This is a genomic window from Photorhabdus heterorhabditis (assembly GCF_001280945.1).
Taxonomy (GTDB): domain Bacteria; phylum Pseudomonadota; class Gammaproteobacteria; order Enterobacterales; family Enterobacteriaceae; genus Photorhabdus; species Photorhabdus heterorhabditis.
In genome coordinates, this window is record NZ_LJCS01000135.1 from 1 (window position 1) to 2,590 (window position 2,590).

Genomic DNA, 2,590 nt, shown 5'->3' on the forward strand with positions numbered 1-2,590 from the left:
CATATTAAAACAGGATCAAATAATTTTACTGTCATCAGGCGGACATATAATAATTTTCACAAATAAAACCAGACAGGTTAATGAGAGTATTATTACGATATCGTCTAACATCATTTTCTTACTATTAGCACTACTCTTATTTACTTTCCCATCCCTATAACGAATAACGAGACAAATAAGTATAATAATGATATAAATTAAAACCACTGCAAAGTAAATACTCGTTCAATTCAAGGTTGTTACTGCGCAGATTATTTTATTTCATAAGTTATACTTAAAAACGAATAATTTATGAGAAGCTCCCCCAGCAATTTCTCGTTTCTGCTCATAGCCTTTTTCCGCTGGCTTCATTAAGACACTTGAGATTCACCTTGATATTCAACCCGATAACCTTCTTTTTCCCGCATTAACCCCCGAAATCCCTGCAAACTGAACTGACGCAGATGATTGATTGTAAATTTATTCCCATACAAATGTTAGAAATAATCATAAATTCCAAATGCCAGAGACGATAAAATCGTCACAGACCGCTGACACCTCTTATAAAGAGGTGTTGCGCTAATGTATGAAAGGGTACATATAAATAATGATGGTCGTAACGTAAATGATACATGCCGGGATACCCGCCGTTGCCATCGAGTCGCTTCTCCTTCAACGCAGGGGTGGCGCGCGTTCGACGATAAGACGTTACCCCTCTGTCTGGAGGGTGAATAAGACGGAAGCGTTTCCGCTCCCGTCACCTGTAACTACGGAACAATCACAAAATCAGGGTTCGCAATGGAGAACAGGACATTGCGGTCAGCAGCTGGCGGGTAAATCCACTGGGTATTGATTTCCTGCTTAATTTTTTTACCTTCCATACCGGTAACAAGTACCCTGCGCTCCCAGCCCTCAGTGAATAATGCCCCCCATGCACCTAGGTCGAGGCAGGTCACATATTTCGGCTAGCTGTAGGGGTGCAGTAGTAATCCCGTCAGTTCCGCCGCCGCATTATACCCGGCAACACGGCCGAGGCTCATGGCATTCTTGGCAAGAATAGTCCTTGTTTACCCTGTCAATAAACAGAGACCAATTTAGTCCCTGTTTCCTTTTGCTCTTTATACGAAAAGGAAATCGGCATCCGCTGAACAAACGATCACGGCCAGTAGTCCCAGAAGACAAGCACCCAGCGGAACGCGTCACCGTCATCAGTCTGGAACCGCTGATCAGATCGAATGTTCCTGCACTGACCCGGCACAGGGCGAAACACTACATAATGATGATATCGCACGCCTTTCCCCACTTTGCCACGGACATATAAATATACTCGGCCATTATTCCTTCCCGCTGGCAGAACAGGTGACAAAAGGTCATCTGAGGCCATTAAAAGAGGCGTCAAAGGAGGAAGATATTGCTTAACGTGAGTTTTCGTTCCACTGAGCGTCAGACCCCGTTCCATGATGTTAAAATTATCTAACTATTTCAGTCAGTGACTTATCCATTTCCCAACCCTCTTCAAATGGTGATAGGTTAACAAAATTGTCCCCAATGATTTATGCTCTTGCATTGATTCAGATATTGATGCAATATTGCATCAATATCTGAATCAATGAGGTAATCAAATGCGAACTACTGTCACGATTGATGATGTGCTGTATGCACAGGCGCTGGAAATGGCCGATCCTAGCATGGACAAAGCTGATATTTTCCGGGAAGCGGTGAAAACGTTTGTACAGGTGCAGGCGGCAAAGCGGCTCGCTTCGCTCGGCGGTACGTCGCCTGAAATGCAGACGATTCCCCGCCGCCGCGAGGAGCCATCCGCATAATGACTATTTTGGTTGATACATCCGTCTGGGTTGACCATTTTAAAAACCGGAATGATGGGTTGATTCAGTTGCTCAGCTGGAATCTGGTTCTGATTCATCCAATGGTATTGGCAGAGATAGCATGTGGTACCCCTCCGGCTCCAAGACTGCGAACACTAGGTGATCTAGGTCTCTTACCACCGAGCCACCAGGCCAGTATTGCAGAAGTGATGGCGTTTATTGAAAATGAAAAACTGTACGGGCTTGGATGTGGTTTTATTGATATTACGTTGCTGGCATCAACCTTAATAACGCCAGGAGCAAGACTTTGGACATTGGATAAGCGACTTGAGAGATTGGCTAAACGTCTTAATGTGAGTTATCAGCCGATTCATTGACCGGAAACTTATAATTATTTTTTCAGCGGGATTTGGGGTTTGAAGAGTAACGGAACCATGAGAGCGTAAAAAAATGTGGGGCATGGATTCGATGAAAGCTGGATAAAATAGTTTAACCACTCAGGTTACGGGGAATTGTGGCGATTGAGTGGTTCTCACCGCTATCTGATAAGCACGCTTAATTGCTTAATTTATAGTGAGTTAAAAAAGTGCCCCACACTAATGAGATGGCCGCCCTCACCCTGTTAGCGATATATTGACAGCGTGTGATTTATTTTTTATTTAAGAGGCCACCATCATGAACACTATCGCATTGATTGGCATCGATCTTGGCAAGCATTCCTTTCATATCCATTGTCAGGATCAATCAGGAAAAGCGTTGCTGCGTAAAAAATTCACCCGAACTAA

General features: G+C 43.9%; 3 protein-coding genes and 2 pseudogenes. 4 read left to right on the plus strand and 1 reads right to left on the minus strand.

All coding sequences use genetic code 11. The features are described 5' to 3' along the window. Positions 1–561 precede the first annotated feature (561 nt). Complete coding sequence (locus AM629_RS24095) at positions 562–714, plus strand: hypothetical protein (protein WP_161804260.1); 153 nt, start codon at positions 562–564, stop codon at positions 712–714. 32 nt (positions 715–746) lie between these two features. Here AM629_RS24095 and AM629_RS20775 read toward each other — a convergent pair. Continuing rightward, a pseudogene (locus tag AM629_RS20775) lies at positions 747–1,028 on the minus strand (NAD(P)/FAD-dependent oxidoreductase); the annotation flags it as partial. Positions 1,029–1,601: 573 nt separating this feature from the next. Here AM629_RS20775 and AM629_RS20780 point away from each other — a divergent pair. The 3 genes and pseudogenes from AM629_RS20780 to AM629_RS23765 form a co-directional block, all read left to right on the plus strand. Beyond that, positions 1,602–1,805: a type II toxin-antitoxin system VapB family antitoxin gene (locus AM629_RS20780; protein WP_015834907.1), complete on the plus strand. Its 204-nt coding sequence runs from the start codon at positions 1,602–1,604 to the stop codon at positions 1,803–1,805. After that, positions 1,805–2,182 (plus strand): type II toxin-antitoxin system VapC family toxin, encoded by a 378-nt coding sequence (locus AM629_RS20785; RefSeq protein ID WP_054481680.1) that lies wholly within the window; start codon positions 1,805–1,807, stop codon positions 2,180–2,182. Before AM629_RS20780 ends, AM629_RS20785 begins: the two co-directional genes overlap by 1 nt. A gap of 298 nt (positions 2,183–2,480) precedes the next feature. Further along, positions 2,481–2,590: pseudogene (locus tag AM629_RS23765) on the plus strand (IS110 family transposase); the annotation flags it as partial.

Bases quoted from the DNA above. Each gene is read 5' to 3' on its own strand.
- AM629_RS24095 (WP_161804260.1), top strand. From the start codon at position 562: ATGTATGAAAGGGTACATATAAATAATGATGGTCGTAACGTAAATGAT.
- AM629_RS20780 (WP_015834907.1), top strand. From the start codon at position 1,602: ATGCGAACTACTGTCACGATTGATGATGTGCTGTATGCACAGGCGCTG.
- AM629_RS20785 (WP_054481680.1), top strand. From the start codon at position 1,805: ATGACTATTTTGGTTGATACATCCGTCTGGGTTGACCATTTTAAAAAC.